This is a genomic window from Rhodanobacter sp. AS-Z3 (assembly GCF_029224025.1).
Taxonomy (GTDB): Bacteria; Pseudomonadota; Gammaproteobacteria; order Xanthomonadales; family Rhodanobacteraceae; genus Rhodanobacter.
Map to the genome: position 1 here is coordinate 2,500,061 of NZ_CP119392.1, position 19,542 is coordinate 2,519,602.

Sequence of the window (19,542 nt, forward strand, 5' to 3'; positions counted from 1 at the left end):
GCATGCTGTGTCCCGGCCCAGTGCGGAGGGCATCCGAGCGGTGCTGGACCAAGCACTTGCATCCACTCGTGCTACTCGGGAAGTACTTAGACAGCAGGGCGAGGCCGTGCACGCGCCGTCCTTCGAATTGGGCGCAGGGACCGCATTCGTAGAGATGCTGGGCACAATGCAGCAGCGAAGCATTCTGGGAGATGCAATCCGTGCCGCGACAGAAGCGCCGCGAGGCACCGAGATACTCCATCTTGTCGGCGTGCTGAGTCTGTCCACGGCTGCGGCCACACAGGGTGGGCTGGCGGATCGGCTTGGCATCGATCGCGGCAACTTCAATCGCTATGTACGCCGTTTGGCGGACGCTGGGTTGATCCAGTCGCAGCGGTCGAGCCGACGCGTCGATTACCGGCCGCTGCCGCTAGGTCTGGAGGTTCTCAACTATCTTCGGCCGGGTTGGAAAGCGCTCGATCCTAAGACCAACACCTTGCTGCAGTTCGAAGAGTGCATCCGGGCATCGGTGAAAGGGGAGACCACGGATCCCGCCGGGCTGGGCAAGAATCGCAAAGAGGTTTCTGTATTGGAACTCCTGGAAGCAGTGACCGCGAGCCATGCTGTCTTCGGCAGCGAACACATGCGGATGGGGAAGATGGCGAGTCACCGCAGCTTCGGCATTTCGCGCGCATCGACCTCCCAAACCGAGTTTTTGCAGGAAGTGGCGTGATGCAGTCACGCGCGCAGGCGCCAACTGCCCCCTTGGTCGGTATTCCAGGAACCGAAGCCAACGCCAGTAAGGGCGGCTATTACTACCAAGACCTGGTCACCTCCTTGGCTTGGGTGAAACTGGGCATCGGCGAAGCGTTGCATATCGAAATCGCCGAGGACTATGCCGTCGCCACGGGAACGGATGCGCAAGTTACCCAAGTGAAACATGTCGGTGGTGTACTGACATTGACGAGTGCCGTGGAGTACCTAGAACGCTTCCTACGCATGGTTGCGGACAACCACGGACGGAGCCTGTCGTTCGTGTACTTAACCACGTCCGAGATCGGTCAGGAAAAGGAAGTTCAGCACCGGCCCGACGGGAAGCGGGGAATCGTTTACTGGCAGGACGTCCAAGTGGGCGCCGACCCTGCACCCTTGATCGCAGTCCTTAAGAAACTCGCACCAGCAGGCGGAAAGCTGTCCGCATTCCTTGCTGCCAAGTCCAATGCCGAGATCGTTCGAGATCTGATCCAGAAAGTCGCATGGGCCGCCCGAGCGCCCGCTCCCGACGCCATCAGAAATGAACTGCGGGAACAGGTCGCGGCAATCGCTCTTGAAGAGGGCGAACAAAAATATGCCAATGGACGCCGACTCTGGTCCATCGTCGTCGACACTGTTACTCGTGTATCGACCGATCCCGTGGAAAGCACACGCGTTCTAACCTATCAGGGTCTGCGTGAGCTGATCCGCAACGAGCTGTTGGTCACTCTGCCGAAGGACGAGTATGCGGTGCTGCTCGGCGACGCGGCGCTGGCAAAGAATTTGCCGCTCGCGCCGGTCAACGACGACATTCAGCGCCGGCTGGAGCAGCTTCGCCAGTCCAGATTTCTTTCAGAGGCCAACGCGATCGATACCGCGAAGGCGCTTGGTCAAGACGTCGCCGACGGCGGCACCTACCAGATCGGCGACCCGCAGGTGCGCGCGATCACGCTGTGCTGGTGCGCGCGAGTACTGCTCGAAGAACATGCCGAAATTGCCGAGGAATACCTCGACAATGCGGCACGCGTTGCCACAGTCATGGAGCACGATCAAGTCAAGGCGCTGTTTCTGGCTGGGCGCGACAAGGACGAAGCCCGGCGCTTGGTCGCAAATGATCACTCCGCCGCAGCGGAGACGATCCGCTACGCGATCGCACGCAAAGGCAGTGTCGACGAGGGTATCGCATGGCTCGCGGTGGTGGCGGCGAGTCCGGCGCAGTTTGATGGCAGCGGGCAAAGCCTGATACTCCTGGACCTGCTGACATCAAAGCGCTGGAAGGATGCTGTCGACTGGTTCGAGCGGATTCCTGAATCCTCGTTCGAGCAGTTTCCGTTCCTATCGTGGGCAGGCGCTTATTCGCTGGTAGCCTGGGGGACGGTTGACACGGCGCGTAGTACCGTACTTTCGGGCCCTCCCATCGGCGACGAACTCCATCTCCGTGACGATCCGCCTGCGATGGCGGCTCGCCGTCGCGCAGTGGAACTGTTCCGCCGGTTCCACGTGGTGGCGAAAGGCTGGGGGCTGCAGGACACCACCCAACAATCCCTTGAGTATGCGCTGTGGCTTCTGCTGGAGGACAGACAATCACGCACAGCAGCGATCGCTGAAATTTCAAGGCTGTGGAAGGAGGAGTCGAGTAGTAATTTCCGCTGGCTGCCTCTCGCGCTACGTGCCGGCGTAGATATGGACAAGAGCACGCTCGTCGCAAAGCTTGACGGGCAATCCGTGCGGTACGGCTCACTAAGCTACAGCGACGCGCGCGCGCGCCTAGCATTACTTTTCCACATGCCAGCGGAGACGTGGATAGACGCGTGGCCTGGGATAAGCGCGAACATCTCTGCCTATTTCACCGCCGAATTCCTGCAACACGTCCACATTCAGGGCTTGATCCATTTGGGCCGACTGGATCAAGCGCGTTCGGAACTAGCAGAGACCACAGGAATTCCAGAAGAGCTGCGCAAGCGTTTGGAGCTTGAGTTGGACAGACCTGATCCGCAAACGCTGGAACAATACCGGCAGGCGGTGAGGCGGGATGCCTCGCCTGCTTCGCTCCACAATCTGGTCATCGCGTTGCAAAAAGCGGGGGATCCGGCAGGCGCGTCAATTTATGCGCTCAAACTCTTCGAGCAAACCCAGGAGCATGAGAACGCAAGGGAGTATTTGGATCTATTGCGGCAGCAAGACAGGTGGAAGGATATCGTCGACTTTCTGGCCGGCAACGAATTCCTTCTGGAACAGTCGACGCTACTGGGGCGACTATATGTCGATGCTCTGATCCGTCATGGACGCTGGAAAGAGGCGCGCGCAGCTGCCGATGCGCATCTCGATCTAGGGGGCGATCGCGCCGACCTCAACCTGCAGCTATCCGTCAGCTCAGGACGCTGGGACGAAGTCGGCCTGCTCCTCGAGGAGGCGAACGCTGACCCCAACCTGGATTCCGGCGAATTGATGCGCTTCGCGCACATCGCCACCAATCTGGGCAACATTCCACTGACCAAGCAACTCGTAAAGCGTGCCGTGGCGACTGCTAGCCAGGATCCCAAGATCTGCTGGAACGCCTACATGCTGGCGGTGCAGGGCAACTGGGAAAGCGAATCAGAGGTACGCCATTGGTTCCAAGTCAGTATCGATAGCGCGGATACCGAAGGAAGTCCGGTTCACAGAGGCAAACTCTCGGACCTGGTGGACATGGCGCCAGCATGGCGTGAACGCACCGATACTCTTGAGAAATCCATCGCATCCGGTGACATGTTCCTTGCCCTAGCGGCCCATCAAGTTAACCGCCCCTTGGCTAGTGTCATTGCCGGTACAGCGATCGCTAACGAGAACGAACCAGACTTCCGCCGCATCTCCCCCATACCGGCATACGCCGGTGTGGAGCGCCAGTCCGCTGTCCGGCCCGGCTCAATCGCAATAGATGCCACTGCGTTGCTGACGCTGGCGCGATTGGGTGTGCTGCAAAGTGCTCTGGATCTCTTCCACGCGATCCATGTCCCCCACAGCACCGGTGTCTGGCTGTTCACCGAAGCCTCACAAGTCCGCTTCCACCAGCCTGGCCAGATCACGAATGCTAAGCGCCTGCAGCAGGCCATCGCACGCGACGACCTGAAGGTCGCCGACGCGAGTATCGCCTTTCCTAAGCCGCTGGCAGACGAGGTGGGAGCTGATCTGGCACAGCTACTCGCCGCCTGTCAAGCGGACCGCGATGTAGGAAAACAGGCGTTCGTGATCCGGTCCACGCCCTTGCATCGCGCCGGGAGTTACCTCGAAGAAGTAGCCAATGTCGGCGATCGCCAACCTTTGTTCCGCAGCACGCTGGAAGTAGCGCGATCATTGCATCGGTACGGAGGCGTTTCGGATTCGCTGTACGCGGACGCCTTGGATTATCTGCGCTTGCAGGACGAGGGCTGGCCCGATGAAGAACTGATTCCCCAGGGCGCTCGACTTTACCTGGACGACTTGGCGGTCACCTATCTGCAGCATGTTGGCCTACTGAAGCCGCTCGCTGACGCTCGGTTTCAGCTATTCATCCATGCTGATGTGCGGGCCCAGGCCGTGGCGTTTGGTGCTCTGGAAGACGTGGGCGAGAACGTCGCGGACGTGATCGAGCAGATACGCCGATTCTTCGTCAACGGCCAAGAACGCGGAGTAGTGCGCGTTCTACCGCTTCCGGTTCGAAATCGGGCGGCAGGGCACGACGGCGGCCCAGTCGAGGTCACGGCCGGCGTGTTGCTGGAGCAGATGTTCCAGCAAGAAGAGGGCATCGAAGCCGTGATCTTCGATGATCGGGCCGTGAATCGGCATTCATCGTTCAGCTATCCAAACGAGACGAGTGTCGCCGTCTGCACCACGCTGGATGTCATCGACTGGATGCACGAAAAAGGGTTGATGGAGGAGCGAGCGCGGCTGAAATGCCTGGTCACTCTCAGGCGCTCTGGGTATTTGTTCATGCCGCTGGATGCCACCGAACTGCGCGCTGCGCTTGCCGGCTCGAAAGTGCATGAAGGCGAGCTGTTCGAGTCTGTCGCTGCTCGCGCGATCCGTGAAAATCTGCTACTGGCACGGGCATCAGGTCTGCTGCAACTGCCAATGGAGATGTTCTGGTACACGGCGCATGTGGCCCAGATTGCGAAAGCCGTGACTGAATTGTGGTCGGGCGACAGCGTGGATGACGATGTTCCGGTCAAAGCATCGTGGCTACTCGATCTGATGCGCTACGACGGTTTTGCGGACCGGATGCTCGGCCCTGAAAATAGTCGCAGGTGGGTGGACATGGAGGCACTGAGCGTTCTTCGACTACTGATGAACCAGGGTGTGGCGCAGAAGCATCGTGCGGACTACAACCGCTGGCTCGACGAAACGTTTTTCGTAGATATGGAGCAGGCGCGGCCCCAAGTGTTTGCTGCACTCTGCGAGCTGGTCCGTAGGAACATATCCGGTATCGTCAGCATCGTTGAAGGCGCGGAAAAAGCCGGGCAACTCGGCGAACTGCCGCGCGAGGCCGTCGTAGGGCAGCTGGGCAAAGAGTTCATCAACCATCTGCCGCGATCTATCCGTGAAGTGATCTTCGAAGACGAGGTATTACTCGACAAACTAGGATTGAGCAGATCCACGATTGTCAGCGTGAGCCTGCAAGGCTCGCCGTCGTTTTCCTCGGAGATGCTGTACGAAGTCGCAGCGGCCGTCCATGCGGACGGCAAGGCGGGCCGCATTGTGGACAGATCGGGCACAGGCTGGTGCATGAACATCGGCGCCGATGGAATTGCTTGCTGCGTGGAAGAAGAGGGCGAACGCAGCTTCCCCGTAAATCACTCGTCGCTTGTATCGCCGACAGCATCTGTACGCCTAGATTATGCACGGCAGTTCGCCGCCGAAACCGGTATCGCGGAACGCTACATTGAACAGTGGTTCGCCGCGCTGGCGGAGGCGCCTCTCAGTCCGGCCCGGATCGCCGTGATGGAGCGCGATTTCCAGAACTGTCCTGTGTGGCGCATGCGTCAGATACGCAGGCTGCTGCATGAGGGGAGCACCTCTGTTGCCGATATGGCGCCGACGAACAGGACCTACTACGAACGGTTGCTTCCGCCTTGGGACGGTCAGGTGACTCTCGCCTCGTTCGCAACGTCGCTGGAGATCGCCGAAGGGTTTTCCGCAAATCCGCTGTCGCGGCTCGTATGGTCCGCGCATCAGACCACCGCTCCATCGGCCGTCATCGGCACCATGACGGTGGATGAACTCATGGAAGGAGTGCCTGTGTTACTGGACGACATCGATGTCTGGTCGCTGGTGGGCTTGATCGAAGCACTGGCGTGCCGGCCTGACGCTTTCACTGATCTGCTCGAAATTACGCGGCTTGTGATCGAGCATTTCAGCAAAGTGGTGGGCGACGACACGCGTCTCGCACTGGCATCCGCCCTCATCAGCCTAGTGGATTCGACGGTTAACGGTTCTGGCGTGTTCGTTGATGTTCCCGTGTATTGGCGCCGTTTGGCTTCGATCGCCCAAGCAACATTGGTGGAGCGCGCAGCGTTGGCGAGTGCCGTCGACCTTTCGGCATTCGTTGAATGGGCGGGCGGTGCCTTCTCGCTGTTCCAGTCCATGACTCTGGCGGATCTCCCCCGCGAACCGTGCTGGAATGGCTTCATGGCGCATCCCGACCAGCTCAGGCAGGAGTTCCTCGGACGGGTGCTGCATGCAATGGAACCTCGGCGCATCGACATCGCGGATACTGAACTGCTGCAGAACATTTTCGGCTCGCACGAGGATTCATTGCTGTCTCGCAACAACATCTTCTTTAGTGGCCTACCAGGACCGTTGGAAGGTGCGTTCGAAACTAGGCTGGCCCTCCCGGTGAATTTGGTCTCCGTGCTGGAATCGTCGCTCGCTGACGATAGCCAGCCGTTGTTCCAGCGAGTGCTTGCGGCTGCGCAGCTGGCGGACATGGGACAGCTGACGGACACGGTCGCCTGTGCGCTGGCACGCGCAGTGGGGGAACTGGACAGGCACGATGTCGCCAAGGAAGGAGAAGGCCTGATGACGACCTTCTGCATACGGCTATCGCTGGCCGCGGCAGCAACCCGGCACGAAAAACTGACCGCGGCGATCAAGCAGTTGCTCCTAAGTCAACCCGGGATTCCACTTTCGGTCCGATTCCATGCAGCGGTCACTACCTGCGCTGCCGAGGGGGACGCGAGCAAATGGGCAGCCGAAGTTGGTCGCGTCGTTACGCGCTGCAGCAGCATGGTCCAGAGCCGTCAGGATGCCGAACACATCCTGTTCACCTTGCGAGCAATGCGCGATGTCAGATCCGATTTGAGGCCTGTTGTAGCGGCGAACTATGCGAGGCTCCAAGCGCTTGCCGGCAGACTCTAGCGGGGAGGTGGGGTTAGCTCAATCCCGCTGAGCTGTAAGGCGCCCACAAGGGCGACTTTTTTTATTGGGCTGTCTCTAGCGGTGAGACTGAGAAGCTCGAGACTGTACCTGTCACCTATCATCGGAACCAATGTGTCCTACATCACCAAGATGTGTCTGCGGATTATGGGATGGTGCCTGTTGCCGATCTTTTTTGCGGCCTTGGTGGCTTGGCCCATGTCCGCAGTGCTTGAACTCCCAGCCAAGATAGGTGGCCAGCCCGTTCTTCCGGATTTGCCTTGGCTGGTCGTTTCGACTGGAGCTGCCATCACGCTCGTCCTTTTGGTCTACCAGAGCATTCGGGTTTGGCGCTGGGAACACGGCAAGGGCGATGGGTGTTTTGTCTGTGGGTGCTTGCTAGGTCGTGAGCGCTCGGGACGCTGGGGACCCTACCGCAAGTGTCTTGGATGTGGAAAGAACCATTCGATGCAGAACGGGATCAGCTGAGTCCAGCGCAAAGGCGAAGGTCATGATTACGCTCGACACCGAAAAATGCCTGGTTCGTATCGAGAACTGGAGTGATGTCTTGGAGATGGCTGGCTTCACGGTGGACATCGACTCGGAAGCGGCCAAACTCAAAAGCATCATCGGAAGTTACGCCTTTAAGGACTTCATCAAGTGCGGACTTGCGTCATGCCATCAACCTCACGGAAAGGGCTATTTGGTTGAGCTTGCTGATGGCCGCGTTACCAATATTGGACAGGATTGCGGCAAGACCTATTTCTCGGTGAATTTTGAGGAAATGCGGGTGGTCTTTGACCGGGAGACGAGGGCGAAGGAACGGCGCGAGTCCCTGGTTACTTTGCAGCACCAACTGCCGACCATCGAGGAACGTATCCGCACACTTAAGGAGGCGCCGTTTTCGGGGGGGATGGGTCCACAAGTTGAGCCAGTCCCTCACTGGTGCGACCACCGGGCTTCCCAGTGAAGTGACGTCCCGGGTTCACCCCCGTTTTCACGGACACTTACGAGAAGGCCGATGCGGCCTATGAGGAGTGTTCATGTCGAAGCGAAGAAAATTCAGCACCGAGTTCAAGCGTGGCGCGGTTGAACAGGCTAACCAGCCGGGCGTCAGTTGTGCTCAAGTGGCTCGGGAACTGGGGATCCGGGATAGCCTCTTGACCCGCTGGAAGCGCGAGGCCGGGAGCCAGGGCAAGAGCGTATTTGCCGGCACGGGAACGCCGCGGGACGAGGAGCTGGCGCGTTTGAAGCGCGAGCTGACGCGGGTGAAGAAGGAACGAGATTTTTTGCGAGAAGCGGCGACGTTCTTTGCCAAGGGATCATCTTGAGGTATCAGGTGATCGAACGTTGTCGCTATGAGTTCCCGGTCCGGCTGATGTGTCGTTGCCTGCGGGTATCGACCAGCGGTTATTACGATTGGAGTCAACGCCTACCCAGCGCCCGCCAGATCGATAACGAACGCTTGCTCGAGCGTATCCGTGGGCTTCACGAGGACAGCCGGGGTGCGTTGGGAGCGGGACGGATGCAGGAGGACCTTGCCGATGAAGGCGAGACTGCCAGCGTGAACCGCGTCGCTCGGTTGATGGCAGCTGATGGCCTGCAGGGCTGGCCGCGCCCGAAGCGACGAGGCCAGCGAGGGCGGCCGGCGCTTACCCCGCCGGGCGTGCGCAACCGGCTGGAACGGGACTTCACTGCACTGGAGCCAGAGACCAAATGGGTCACCGACATCACCGAGATAAAGACCAAGGAAGGCAAGCTGTATTTGTGCATTGTGCTGGACCTGTTCGACCACCGGGTGGTGGGCTGGTCAATGCATCATCGACAGGATCGGCAGATGGTTGTCCGAGCAGTGCAGATGGCCGTATGGCAGCGACAGGGCAACGAACCGGTGATCTTGCATTCGGATAGAGGCAGTCAGTTTCGAAGCGGTGACTATCAGAAATATTTGCTGGCCAACGCCCTGGTCAGCTCGATGAGCGCCGTGGGTCACTGTGGAGACAACGCCGCATGCGAGGGCTTCTTCGGTCTACTCAAGCGCGAACGGATTTACCGCATGACATACCCGACACTCGATGCGGCAAGAGCGGATGTGTTCGAATACATCGAGCGGCACCACAACCCAAGGATGCGGCGAAGGACCGCCAGAGATGGTTTGAAGTTTTCCACCCTTTCACAACCGTCCGTGATTTCGGGGTAGAACCCCCCTAGTCAAGAAACTGGTTCGTGCTCGAAGCGGAAGACTGACCCAGCAACGGATTGCCACACAGGAAGAGCGTGAACGTCTGAAAGCCAGCGGGCAACGTCTGGAGAAGGAAACCTACGTGGAGGACCTGATTGGCCAACTCGATGGAATCGCAGCTTTGTACCCGGAAAATGATTTAAGAGCAGCTGCTGGTCAAAAAGCTTCGGGAAGAGCTCGACGAACTGGCGCTGGCTGACGTGGATCTACTCGATGAGCGAAGCCTTGCAAGGCTTGCCAAATGGAGCGAAGAAATCGAGCCGACGCTCGTGAAAGCAGCGGAAGTGATTGGCCTCGGTCAGAAGCTTTTTTTGCAGGAAAACGTCCAGCAACTGATGGCTTATGTTCCAAGCAGGGATGGACAAAGAAGCATGGCCTCGTTCATTGCCCAGTTGCCCGCTGAGCCCATGAAGGCTGAGGCAGCTCGACCCGCTGCATGGATTCTTTAGCGATCACTCCACACTTCAGGCCACGGTATGTGGCTCGTCAGGCAAGGCGTTGACCTGGAGAGATCACCCCCCACTTTCTTCGCCTGCCGTCTCGGCATCCTCAAGCAGACGTGCTGCCGGATTGTCCGTCGCGCCACCCGCCTGAAAATACCCCACGACGCTGGATACCGCACGATGCTCGGTCATTGCCATGATCGCCGGCAGCGACACGCCCTGACGGCTCGCCTCGGTCACGAAGCCCGAGCGCAGACTGTGCCCACCAAAGTCCCCTTCCAAACCCGCCAGACGCGCCCGCCGCTGCACGATCTCGCCCACCGCGGCCGGAGAGAGAGCGGGGCCGATGCGGTGCTTCCACAGCCGCCGAAACATCGCCCCCTCGGTAATCCCGGCCGCGGCCAGCCAAGCCTCTAAGGCTTGGGCGGCGCGATCGAGAACGGGTTTGTCAGGTGCCGAGGACGCCGTCACGCCGGCCTGTTGCGTCTTGCTGTGCTCCAGCCGGTAGATGAAGCCCTGCGGACCGATCCGACGCAGGTCGCGCAGATCCGCCGCGGCGACTTCGCTGCGCCGACGCCCGCCGCTGGCGAAGCCAAAGCAGAGCAGGGCGTGGTCACGCAGACCTTCGAGGCTGTCGTCGCAGGTGGCCAGCATGGCCTCCAGCTCGGTCAGGGTGATCGCCGTCTTCTTGCGAGGGCGCACGCCACGCTTGACCGCCGCTCGGGCGGCCCGACTCAGGACCGTGCGGATCGCTGGCTGCTCGCACGGATTCGGCACCTGCTTGAGCCGGTGCGCCGTGGACAGCACCGCCACCCGGTGACGGACCGTCGCCAGGGTCCACGGACCGAGTTTGGCCTTGAGCCCGGCGGCCACTAAGGCTTGGTCCACGACCAACGGTAACTCCCAGGCCAATTCGCCTTCGGCCGATCGACGCACGACGTGGTCGACTACGAACTGGAGCACCGTGGCTTCGGGCACCGGCAGCGTGAGCTCGATGCTATAGCGTGCCGCGTGCCAGCCGGCCCAGTAGCGCAGCGCACTGGCGTAACTACGGGTCGTGTTCGCCGCGGCCGCTTCGGCGAGCAGTTCGCGCACCGCGTTCGCGGCCTGCTGCGCCAGTTGGATCGGCAGCGTCAGGCCGGAAGCCGGTTGGGCGAGGGCAGGAAACGTGGAATTATCTTTCATAGTATGTAATGTATACTACGATCAAGAGTGTATAGCCACGATAATCATCCCTTATCGCGAGTACGTAGACAAGCGGGCAGGGCGCCGATCGAGGAGGCACTTTCATGGCCAAAGGCATCACGCAGGATCAAGTCAGCGCCGCGGCCGACGCACTGGTCACCGCCGGCGACAAACCCACGGTGGAACGGATCCGCGCACAGCTCGGCACGGGGTCGCCGAACACGGTGTTACGCATGCTGGAGGTGTGGCGCGGCACGCTGGCCCAGCGGTTGCAGGACGTCATGCAGCTCCCGGACATGCCGCCGGAAGTCGGGCAGGCGGCCACCACGCTGTGGCGGCAAGCCCTTGCTCAGGCTGAAACCGTTGCCCGGGAACGCCTGTCCCGTGAATCGGCCGCCCTCACCCTAGCCCACGCGGCCCTAGCCGACGAGCGCACCCGTTGGGCGGCCACGCTCGAGAACGCCCGTGCCGAGGTCGATGGCGCCGTGCAGGCGCGCGATCAGACGCAAATTCGCTTGGACGAACAGCAACGATTGATTACCTTGTTGGAGCGCCAGGTGGATGAGCACGTCCGTCAGCGCGATCTGCTTCAGACGCAGCACGAGACGCTTCACCTCGATCGTGACGCGCTCCGTCAACGACTGGAAGCCTTCGAGGCGACCATGGCAAACGAGCGCGCCGCGACCGTGCACCATGTACGGTCCGTCGAAGATCGCGCCCACGCCGAAGTGGATCGGGCCCGCGAAGAACTGAAGCGGCAGCGTCAGGAAGCCAACCAACGCGAACGTCAGCAACAACGCGAATTAGCGACGATCACGCAGCGGCATCAACGCGCCGAAGGGTTGCGACTTGACGCCGAGCGCACGATTGTAGGGCTGACGGCACGACTCCAAGCGATAACCTCGCCGACTCCGAAGCGCTCGCCGTCCGTTCGAAAGGCCTCGCAAGCAGCGGGATTGGTGGCTGCGGCACGCAAGCGGGCGCCTTCGAAAGAACCCAGTGCAAAGAAACGAGCGCCACAGGGGACTGCAGCCTCCGATTAGCTGTCGCTCTCGGGAAGCATCGTGGCGAGGGGAGATAGGCGTTCCTTCTGAGCCGCTCGTACCGCGGCCGCGCCGAGTTCTTCCGGTGTGGCCGCCATCAACCGGTCCACTCCAGCCTTGGCTTCGGGTGTTTGCATCTTTGCCACCATCTTGTCGACTTCAAGGCGCCAAGAGGCAAGCGGGTCAGGGGCATTCATAGTGAGCATCAGATTACGCTGATAGAGAGCGCTGAGTGTGGCCTTTACCTGTCACAGGCAAATTAGCAGCGATTGCGGCCGCGTCATAAAATTAGCTGGCTCCAGCTAATTTTTGGTGGATGCCGCTAATTTTCGGCTTCGGACTAACACTTCAGAGTGGAACGCGGGCGCGATCGTGTCGTGCATTTTGGATCACCAGACGGTCACAGCTATGCCTTCTACCAAGCGGATTACGAGCTCAGGGTCGTTGGCGAACATCTGCGCCGGGGTCGGCGGCTCAGTGACATTCTTGTCATTTTGCATACTTGCAAAGTAATCATTTGGGCGATAAAGCCAGATGGTTCTCTGCCAACCATCTTCATCGGATAAAGCGTACGGCCCACGGCCTACCCAGTCATCCAACGGCCTTAGCATCTCCTGCAAACGAGGGAGGGTGCCGCGTTGGTTGAATTGAAAAGCGGGATATACAAAAACGCGGTCCTCCGCGGACCAAACCCCCCACAGCTTATGTAGCCGGCGCATATTACCGACCCAAGACCTGAGGCTGAACGTACGCGATGGGGAAAAGTTCAGGAGCTGAGCGACTTCTGCAGACGATTTGGAACTGTACAGAATTCGTTCTTCCAAACCTTCAAAACTGGAACTCACGGTCATGGTCTCCATAACTCTAGCTGAGTATGTATCCTGGTCTACCTTTAAAAAGGCGTCGTAGAAAGTGATCGTTATTGCCTTGCTTGCTCTAGAGCGAATTTACAGCGCATGTGAGCACACTTAGGCACCAAACAGTTCGCATCCACAATCGCTGGAATTCTCACAGGAGCAGTTGCAATTGCACCACGGCCGTGACGTGTAAACTAGGGATTGTTGAGCGCAGCAGTTGCAACATGACGGTGATTGTCCGCTGCATTTGGGTACGTGTAACGCACTGGTTGGGGAGAAATCACTGCATGCAACAAATGTCGATCATTTCGTAGAGTGTTACATGCTTGTTAGCATTGGCCCCCTTTCGGCAGAAAAGAACAACATTTAGTTCCGCGCACTTGGGTGAGCAGCCATCTCGTCCAAACATCTACGATGCACGTGTCAACAATTTCGCATAATGTATATTATGTCAAATACGAAATAAGCCTCCACAGATTTGTCTGGAAGCGCCAACGCTACGTCGGCCGTTAATTGGAGCGTCTATCGCTGTTTGGGTCGTGCCGTTTGCATGGGTCTGATCTGTGACAGCCAGTCGTATCCATCTTCTGCAAGCAGCCCGCTGTTGACTGTGCTCATGCGGCCTCGCGACGCACGGCGAATGGCGTGCGCCTCTGCCAGTCGGACCCGCGGTCGTTGCAAAAGCTGATCGATGAAACGCTTCATTTGCATGGCTCCAGGTCGAATGACGGATGACCGAATCGATGCCGCTTGTGCCGGTCCACAATGTTACCTGTGGCAATGATCGGGTTCGCTGCATGACGAATCAACCCGGCGTCGTTGATCGGTCTGTTCCTGCGTGGAAACGATGTCAGGCCTCGCCATGTTCGTTCATCGAGGAAAGCGCAGTGGGCATCTGTGTCAGGGTGACGATGCCTGATATGGCACAGACGGCGACGTTCTTCCAGGATGTGCTTGGTTGCCGCCTGATGACGCCGCAAACCGAGCTGGCTTCAGGCATGCCGGAATCTCTTTGCGTTCCTGCGACCAAGGTTTGGTCGTCGAATTGATCGCCGCTGGTAGCGCGCCCCCTGCTCCCGTATCAAGCAAGACAGCAACGCTATTCCCGTGTATCTGGGGTGATGTACTGCACGCCGGCGCATGGCTACGTCATTGCGGCGTTACCGTGAGTGGCGGGCCTCACCAGATGGTTTGTGGTGCGCGGGGCCGGCCACATGGCACAGGATTTCGTGGTGCCTTGGGGGCTGCAGCTGCAGTTGCTGGATCAAACTGCCCGCAGGTGTGACGAGACAAGTCTGGCTGCAGCGGGAGCGCCACCGGTTGACCACTGACGTTCAGCGGCGAGCGCGGAAGAATTCGCGCAACATCCGGGCGGATTCTTCTGCCAGCAAGCCACCATCCACTTTTATGCGATGGTTGTGGCGTGGATCGGTCAAGGTATCGAACACGCTGCCGGCGGCCCCGGTCTTGGGGTCGGCTGCCGCATAAACCACCCTGCTCAGCCTGGCGTGGATCATTGCCATGGCACACATCGAGCACGGTTCGAGAGTGACGTACAGGGTGGCGCCGGACAGACGATGATTCGCGAGCTTCTCGCCGGCGGCACGCATGGCCATGATTTCGGCGTGGGCTGTGGGATCGTGCAAGGTGATGTTGCGATTCCAGCCCAAACCGACGATCTCGGCGCCCTGCACCAACACGGCACCAACTGGGACTTCGCCTTCGGCATCGCGTGCGTGGGCCGCCAGTTGCAGCGCCCGCTGCATGTACTCCGCATCGATGGGCGAGAATTCGCCGGAGATGCTCTGAATTTCGTCAGTCATTTCAATGAATTATTGTCACAACATGCCACGGCAGGCAAGTTGCCGGCCTGCGCATGTTGTATGCAAGTGGTTGATTGGCTTATTCCCACTCGATCGTGGCTGGCGGCTTGCCACTTATGTCATAAACAACACGAGAAACACCGCGTAACTCATTGATAATTCTATTTGATACCTTGCCGAGAAATTCGTACGGCAAGTGCGCCCAATGTGCGGTCATGAAATCGATGGTTTCCACGGCACGCAATGCAATTACCCATTCGTAGGCGCGTGCGTCACCGACCACGCCCACCGATTTGACCGGCAGGAATACCGCAAAGGCCTGGCTGGTCTTGTCGTATAGATCGGCCTTGCGCAGCTCGTCGATGAAGATCGCATCGGCCTGGGCCAGCAGTTCGGCGTACTCGCGCTTAACTTCGCCGAGGATGCGCACGCCCAAACCCGGCCCCGGGAACGGGTGGCGATAGACCATCGCACGGGGCAGGCCGAGTTCCACGCCGATCCGGCGAACTTCATCCTTGAACAACTCGCGCAGTGGCTCGACCAGCTTCAGCTTCATATGCGCCGGCAGACCACCGACGTTGTGGTGACTCTTGATAACGTGCGCTTTGCCGGTTTTGCTGCCGGCCGACTCGATCACATCGGGGTAGATCGTGCCCTGCGCCAACCATTTCACTTCACCGTCGCCGACGGCGGTCAGTTTGGCGGATTCCTCGTCGAAGATCTCGACGAACAAACCGCCAATGATCTTGCGCTTGGCTTCGGGATCGGCGACGCCTTCGAGTCCCTTGAAGTAGCGATCGGCGGCGTTCACGCGGATCACCTTGACGCCCATGTTCTCGGCCATGGTGGCCATCACCTGGTCGCCTTCCTGCCAACGCAGCAACCCGGTATCGACGAACACGCAGGTCAATTGTTTGCCGATGGCTTGGTGCAGCAAGGCGGCTACCACGGACGAATCAACGCCACCGGACAGGCCGAGCAACACGTGATCGGCGCCCACCTGCTCGCGCACGCGGGCGATCTGGTCGTCGATGATGTTGGCCGCGGTCCACAGCGTGGCGCAGCCGCAAATCTCGGTGATGAAGCGCTTGAGCAATGCCCCGCCCTGCTTCGTATGCGTCACTTCGGGATGGAACTGCACGCCGTACCAGCGCTTTTCCTGATTCTCCATCACCGCGACCGGGATGCGGTCGGTGGTGCCGGTAATGGTGAACCCCGGCGGGACTTTCGCTACGTGGTCGCCGTGACTCATCCAGACGTCCAGCTTGTGAACGCCCGGATGATCACTCAGGCCATCAAACAGCTGGCTGTTCGCCGCGATGTCGACGATGGCGTGACCAAATTCACGGGCTTCAGCAGCCTCGGTTGCGCCACCAAGCTGCGCCGCCAGGGTCTGCATGCCGTAGCAGATGCCGAGTATCGGCAAACCCGAATCGAACACTTGCAGCGGTGCCTTTGGAGCGTCGGCCAACGTGGTCGACTCCGGACCACCAGACAGGATGATGCCCTTCGCGCCGAAGCCGGCGATCTCGGTCGGATCGTGATCCCACGCCCAGATCTCGCAGTACACGCCAAGCTCGCGCACGCGGCGCGCGATCAACTGGGTGTATTGCGCGCCGAAGTCGAGAATCAGGATCTTGTCGTTATGGATATTGGTCATCGGTCCGGTTTCGCCGCCAGGCCTGTTGGCCCAGTCGACGCCTTTGATCTTGGAAGTTCTGCAGCACCGGCTGCGCCGGGAGCTACGTGTAAAACAAGGCGCCGGCCCTCAGGCCGGCGCGTCAGTCACGAGTTGAGCCGGTAATTCGGCGCTTCCTTGGTGATCTGGATGTCATGCGGATGCGCTTCAGTGACGCCAGCGGAAGTGACCTTGACGAATTGCGCTTTTTGCTGCACTTCCTCGACCGTGGCTGCACCCAGGTAACCCATCGACGCACGCAAACCACCGATCAGCTGGTGGATGATGTTGCGCAGCGGGCCACGGTAGGGCACACGGCCTTCGATGCCTTCGGGAACCAGCTTGTCGGCGTCGGCGTCATCCTGGAAATAGCGATCCTTCGAACCCAACTGCATCGCGCCGATCGAGCCCATGCCGCGGTAGCTCTTGTACGAGCGCCCTTGGAACAGTTCGACTTCGCCAGGCGATTCTTCGGTGCCGGCGAACATCGAGCCGAGCATCACGCTCGACGCACCGGCGGCGAGCGCCTTGGGGATGTCACCGGAATAGCGGATGCCGCCATCGGCGATCAGCGGAATTTCTCCCTTCAGCGCGGTGGCGACCATGTCGATCGCGGTGATTTGTGGCACGCCAACGCCAGCCACCACGCGCGTAGTGCAGATCGACCCCGGACCGACGCCGACCTTGACTGCGTCGGCGCCCACGTCGAGCAGTGCTCGCGCCGCTTCGCCAGTAACGATGTTGCCCGCAACGACCTGCACCTGTGGGTAGTGCTTCTTGACCCAGCCCACGCGATCGATCACACCCTGCGAATGGCCATGCGCGGTGTCGACAACCAGCACGTCAACGCCGGCATCCACCAGTGCCGCTACGCGTTGTTCGGTGTCACCGGCAACGCCCACGGCCGCGCCGACCAGCAGCGCTTCCTGACGGTCTTTGGCGGAATGTGGATTGTCGCTCGCCTTCTGGATGTCCTTGACGGTGATCAGCCCGCGCAGCTGGAACTCGTCGTTGACCACCAATACCTTTTCGATGCGGTGCGTGTGCAGCAACTGCAGCACGTCGTCCTGAGCGGCGCCTTCGCGCACGGTAATCAGCTTGTCCTGGCGCGTCATGATATTGCGCACCGGGTCGTCCAGCTTGCGCTCGAAGCGCAGGTCGCGACTGGTGACGATACCGACCAGACGTGCGCCATCGACCACGGGTACGCCGGAGATGTTGTGCGCGTGAGTCAGGCGCAACACTTCGCGAATGGACGTTTCGGGCGTCACCGTGATCGGACTGCGGATCACACCGGCTTCGAATTTCTTCACCAGGCGCACTTCGGCGGCCTGCTGCTCGGCGGTCATGTTCTTGTGGATGATACCGATGCCGCCGTTTTGCGCCATGGTAATGGCGAGTCGGGCTTCGGTGACGGTGTCCATGGCGGCGGACACGATCGGGATGTTCAGGCGCAGGTCGCGGGTGAATCGCGTCGAGGTATTCACGTCGCGCGGCAGCACGATGGAGTGGCCCGGAACAAGGAAGACGTCGTCGTAGGTCAGTGCCTCGGCGAGAATGCGCATGAAATTGCCCCGCTGCAAAGAGGGAATTATACGCGCTCTGCCGTATGGCCTGCCAGATGCGAGCCTGAATCCAGGCTTGCCAACGAAGCTCAGTGCGCCTGCATGAGCTGCAAATGGGCTTCGGCTGCTTCCAGCGTGTTCTCCATCAGCGTGGCGACCGTCATCGGCCCGACCCCGCCGGGAACCGGCGTGATCCAGCTGGCCCGTTCGGCTGCCGGAGCAAATTCCACGTCTCCGACCAGACGACCATCATCGAGCCGGTTGATTCCCACGTCGATCACCACGGCGCCCGGCTTGATCCAGTCGCCTTTGACCAGGCCAGGCTTGCCGACGGCCACGATCACGATGTCGGCCTGGCGAACAAAGCCTTCCAGGTCACGCGTGAAACGGTGGCACGAGGTGGTGGTGCAACCGGCGATCATCAGTTCGAGTACCAGCGGACGACCGACATGGTTCGACACGCCAATCACTACGGCGTGCTGGCCGCGCACCGGTCGATCGGTGTGACCCAGCAGGGTCATCACGCCCTTCGGTGTGCATGGACGCAGGCCGAATCGACGCAGCGCCAGACGGCCCACATTGATCGCCTGAAAACCGTCGACGTCCTTGTTCGGATCAATGCGATCAACCAGCGCGTCTTCGTCGATGTGTTCGGGCAACGGCGACTGCACCAGGATGCCGTGCACTTCCGGGTCGGCGTTGAGTCGGTCGATCAAGGCGAACAACTCCTGCTGGGTGGTGTTCGCAGGCAGATCGTGGTCGAACGAGCGGAAGCCCACCTGATGACAGGCCTTGCGCTTGTTGCGGACGTAAACTGACGAGGCGGCATCACTGCCGACCAGCACAACGGCCAGTCCAGGTGCAGACAAGCCCTGCTGCACGCGTTCACTGACACGCAGCCCAACGCGCTCAAGCAATTCCTGTGCGATGCGTTTGCCGTCAAGTATGCGTGCGCTCATGCGTGTCACCTGCTGTGGAGTCGTGCATTATCCGGGCTGGATGACATGCACACAAACGACGGACCCATGGACACTCTTGCACTTCCACTTGCCAACACCGAATTGAGCGATGGCCGCTTGTTGCTGCGGCCATGGCGGGAATCGGATGCGCGGTTGCTGGTCGAGGCCGTAGATGAGTCGGTGAGGAGCGTCGGACGCTGGTTGCCTTGGTGTCGTGCGGGCTACGAGGTGGCTGATGCATTGTCCTGGGTCGCACTTTGCCGGGCTGGCTGGGCCGCCGGTGAGCATTTTGCGTTCCCAATATTCGACGTCGCTTCAAGCCAGTTGCTCGGCGGTGTGGGGCTCAACCAGATCAACAAGCAACACCGCAGCGCGAACCTGGGTTACTGGGTGCGCGAAACCTGCCAGCGGAGTGGCGTGGCCGTTGCCGCGGCGCGAGGCATTGCACGTTTTGGCTTCGAGCAGCTCGGGCTGGCCCGCATCGAAATCGTGATCCTGCCGGACAACCTCGCCAGTCGCACAGTGGCAGAACGGCTTGGCGCACGGTTCGAGGCGGTTGCTCGACAGCGGCTGTGGATAAACGACCATGCACACGACGCAGCGGTCTACGGCTGCATACCGCAGGACCTTGCCTGAGGTCGTTGCC

At 60.1% G+C, this 19,542-nt stretch carries 15 protein-coding genes; 8 read left to right on the top strand and 7 right to left on the bottom strand.

From position 1 onward, the window contains the following. The first annotated feature begins 106 nt into the window (after nucleotides 1-106). From PY254_RS11065 to PY254_RS11085, 5 genes are all read left to right on the top strand, one after another. Nucleotides 107-712, top strand: a complete 606-nt coding sequence (locus PY254_RS11065; RefSeq protein ID WP_281012103.1) for a winged helix-turn-helix domain-containing protein — start codon at nucleotides 107-109, stop codon at nucleotides 710-712. Continuing rightward, entirely contained in the window at nucleotides 709-7,104 is a 6,396-nt protein-coding gene (locus PY254_RS11070) for an HTH domain-containing protein (RefSeq protein WP_281012104.1), read from the top strand. The genes PY254_RS11065 and PY254_RS11070 overlap by 4 nt, the downstream gene beginning before the upstream one ends. Before the next feature lie 508 nt (nucleotides 7,105-7,612). Further along, nucleotides 7,613-8,071: a hypothetical protein gene (locus PY254_RS11075; protein ID WP_281012105.1), complete on the top strand. Its 459-nt coding sequence runs from the start codon at nucleotides 7,613-7,615 to the stop codon at nucleotides 8,069-8,071. Nucleotides 8,072-8,144: 73 nt separating this feature from the next. After that, nucleotides 8,145-9,301, top strand: a protein-coding gene (locus PY254_RS11080) for an IS3 family transposase (RefSeq protein WP_281012106.1) whose coding sequence is annotated in 2 segments (ribosomal slippage) — nucleotides 8,145-8,385 and nucleotides 8,385-9,301 — 1,158 coding nt in all. Because the reading frame shifts where the segments join, the coding sequence is not laid out codon by codon here. A gap of 242 nt (nucleotides 9,302-9,543) precedes the next feature. Next, nucleotides 9,544-9,792, top strand: a complete 249-nt coding sequence (locus PY254_RS11085; protein WP_281012107.1) for a hypothetical protein — start codon at nucleotides 9,544-9,546, stop codon at nucleotides 9,790-9,792. 63 nt (nucleotides 9,793-9,855) lie between these two features. On the opposite strand, the gene PY254_RS11090 is transcribed toward PY254_RS11085, so the two are convergent. Then, nucleotides 9,856-10,971 (bottom strand): site-specific integrase, encoded by a 1,116-nt coding sequence (locus PY254_RS11090; RefSeq protein ID WP_281012108.1) that lies wholly within the window; start codon nucleotides 10,969-10,971, stop codon nucleotides 9,856-9,858. Nucleotides 10,972-11,075: 104 nt separating this feature from the next. Between PY254_RS11090 and PY254_RS11095 the strand changes: the two genes are divergently transcribed. Continuing rightward, entirely contained in the window at nucleotides 11,076-12,014 is a 939-nt protein-coding gene (locus PY254_RS11095) for a DNA-binding protein (RefSeq protein ID WP_281012109.1), read from the top strand. Here PY254_RS11095 and PY254_RS11100 read toward each other — a convergent pair. Together PY254_RS11100 and PY254_RS11105 are read right to left on the bottom strand one after the other, a co-directional pair. Further along, entirely contained in the window at nucleotides 12,011-12,211 is a 201-nt protein-coding gene (locus tag PY254_RS11100) for a hypothetical protein (protein WP_281012110.1), read from the bottom strand. The genes PY254_RS11095 and PY254_RS11100 overlap by 4 nt on opposite strands. 192 nt (nucleotides 12,212-12,403) lie before the next feature. After that, a complete protein-coding gene (locus PY254_RS11105; protein ID WP_281012111.1) occupies nucleotides 12,404-12,865 on the bottom strand; it encodes a hypothetical protein in 462 nt (153 codons plus the stop codon). Between the two features lie 737 nt (nucleotides 12,866-13,602). On the opposite strand from PY254_RS11105, the gene PY254_RS11110 reads away from it, so the two are divergent. After that, a complete protein-coding gene (locus tag PY254_RS11110) occupies nucleotides 13,603-13,920 on the top strand; it encodes a hypothetical protein (RefSeq protein WP_281012112.1) in 318 nt (105 codons plus the stop codon). 285 nt (nucleotides 13,921-14,205) lie between these two features. On the opposite strand, the gene tadA is transcribed toward PY254_RS11110, so the two are convergent. From tadA to folD, 4 genes are all read right to left on the bottom strand, one after another. After that, a complete protein-coding gene (gene tadA / locus PY254_RS11115) occupies nucleotides 14,206-14,694 on the bottom strand; it encodes a tRNA adenosine(34) deaminase TadA (protein WP_281012113.1) in 489 nt (162 codons plus the stop codon). A gap of 79 nt (nucleotides 14,695-14,773) precedes the next feature. Then, a complete protein-coding gene (guaA, locus tag PY254_RS11120) occupies nucleotides 14,774-16,354 on the bottom strand; it encodes a glutamine-hydrolyzing GMP synthase (protein WP_281012114.1) in 1,581 nt (526 codons plus the stop codon). Nucleotides 16,355-16,479: 125 nt separating this feature from the next. Beyond that, on the bottom strand, nucleotides 16,480-17,937 hold the full coding sequence (gene guaB, locus PY254_RS11125; RefSeq protein WP_281012115.1) for an IMP dehydrogenase: 1,458 nt from the start codon (nucleotides 17,935-17,937) through the stop codon (nucleotides 16,480-16,482). Nucleotides 17,938-18,026: 89 nt separating this feature from the next. Continuing rightward, complete coding sequence (folD, locus tag PY254_RS11130) at nucleotides 18,027-18,896, bottom strand: bifunctional methylenetetrahydrofolate dehydrogenase/methenyltetrahydrofolate cyclohydrolase FolD (RefSeq protein WP_281012116.1); 870 nt, start codon at nucleotides 18,894-18,896, stop codon at nucleotides 18,027-18,029. Nucleotides 18,897-18,962: 66 nt separating this feature from the next. Here folD and PY254_RS11135 point away from each other — a divergent pair, with 66 nt between their 5' ends. Next, the gene (locus PY254_RS11135) at nucleotides 18,963-19,532 is read left to right on the top strand and encodes a GNAT family N-acetyltransferase (protein ID WP_281012117.1); all 570 of its coding nucleotides are present in this window, start codon (nucleotides 18,963-18,965) and stop codon (nucleotides 19,530-19,532) included. The last annotated feature ends 10 nt before the right edge of the window (nucleotides 19,533-19,542 follow it).

What these genes read in the sequence shown, in the direction of transcription:
- guaA (WP_281012114.1), bottom strand. Translation starts at nt 16,354, where the DNA reads ATGACCAATATCCATAACGACAAGATCCTGATTCTCGACTTCGGCGCG.
- PY254_RS11090 (WP_281012108.1), bottom strand. Translation starts at nt 10,971, where the DNA reads ATGAAAGATAATTCCACGTTTCCTGCCCTCGCCCAACCGGCTTCCGGC.
- PY254_RS11110 (WP_281012112.1), top strand. Translation starts at nt 13,603, where the DNA reads ATGACCGAATCGATGCCGCTTGTGCCGGTCCACAATGTTACCTGTGGC.
- guaB (WP_281012115.1), bottom strand. Translation starts at nt 17,937, where the DNA reads ATGCGCATTCTCGCCGAGGCACTGACCTACGACGACGTCTTCCTTGTT.
- PY254_RS11105 (WP_281012111.1), bottom strand. Translation starts at nt 12,865, where the DNA reads ATGACCGTGAGTTCCAGTTTTGAAGGTTTGGAAGAACGAATTCTGTAC.
- PY254_RS11075 (WP_281012105.1), top strand. Translation starts at nt 7,613, where the DNA reads ATGATTACGCTCGACACCGAAAAATGCCTGGTTCGTATCGAGAACTGG.
- PY254_RS11100 (WP_281012110.1), bottom strand. Translation starts at nt 12,211, where the DNA reads ATGAATGCCCCTGACCCGCTTGCCTCTTGGCGCCTTGAAGTCGACAAG.
- PY254_RS11095 (WP_281012109.1), top strand. Translation starts at nt 11,076, where the DNA reads ATGGCCAAAGGCATCACGCAGGATCAAGTCAGCGCCGCGGCCGACGCA.
- folD (WP_281012116.1), bottom strand. Translation starts at nt 18,896, where the DNA reads ATGAGCGCACGCATACTTGACGGCAAACGCATCGCACAGGAATTGCTT.
- tadA (WP_281012113.1), bottom strand. Translation starts at nt 14,694, where the DNA reads ATGACTGACGAAATTCAGAGCATCTCCGGCGAATTCTCGCCCATCGAT.
- PY254_RS11135 (WP_281012117.1), top strand. Translation starts at nt 18,963, where the DNA reads ATGGACACTCTTGCACTTCCACTTGCCAACACCGAATTGAGCGATGGC.